Here is a 388-nt window from a genome sequence, read left to right as displayed (position 1 = left end):
ACGCACGACTATTTGCTTTGTGCGCTCGACACTCGAAATGCAGCCAGGGCTACCGTCGGTCAGGCACTGAAATTCTTAATAAACTTTGACGCATTCAGTGTTTCTCACTCTATGTGGATACGACATTTTGTTGCATCCGCGACTGAACTGAGGAAGAGAATCATGGCTAATATTGGTAAGTCGAACCCAGGAAGCCTCTCCAAAGATCGTGAAAAAACTGACGCCCAAAAAAAAGGCGGGCATGCCTCCAGCGATGAGGCTATGAGAAAAAACCCCAGCAAGGCTCCCGACACGAGTAAAAAAGGTGGTCATCCAACACCCGGTGGTGGCCGCGGCCAATAGCTGATCAGTGGTATGGGGCGCACTGTGAAGGTGCGCTCCGTACCAA

Annotated in this window: 1 protein-coding gene; it reads left to right on the top strand. The window is 50.8% G+C overall.

Translation table 11 applies throughout. From position 1 onward, the window contains the following. Positions 1 to 342: con-10 family general stress protein (locus tag AC1DCY_RS27885; protein WP_477356081.1), on the top strand; the 342-nt coding region annotated here is incomplete at its 5' end. Positions 343 to 388 lie beyond the last annotated feature (46 nt).

This window comes from Lysinibacillus sp. 10T31 (genome assembly GCF_056394365.1).
Note: the sequence above shows the minus strand (reverse complement) of the source record. Positions and strands in the feature narration are given on the sequence as shown.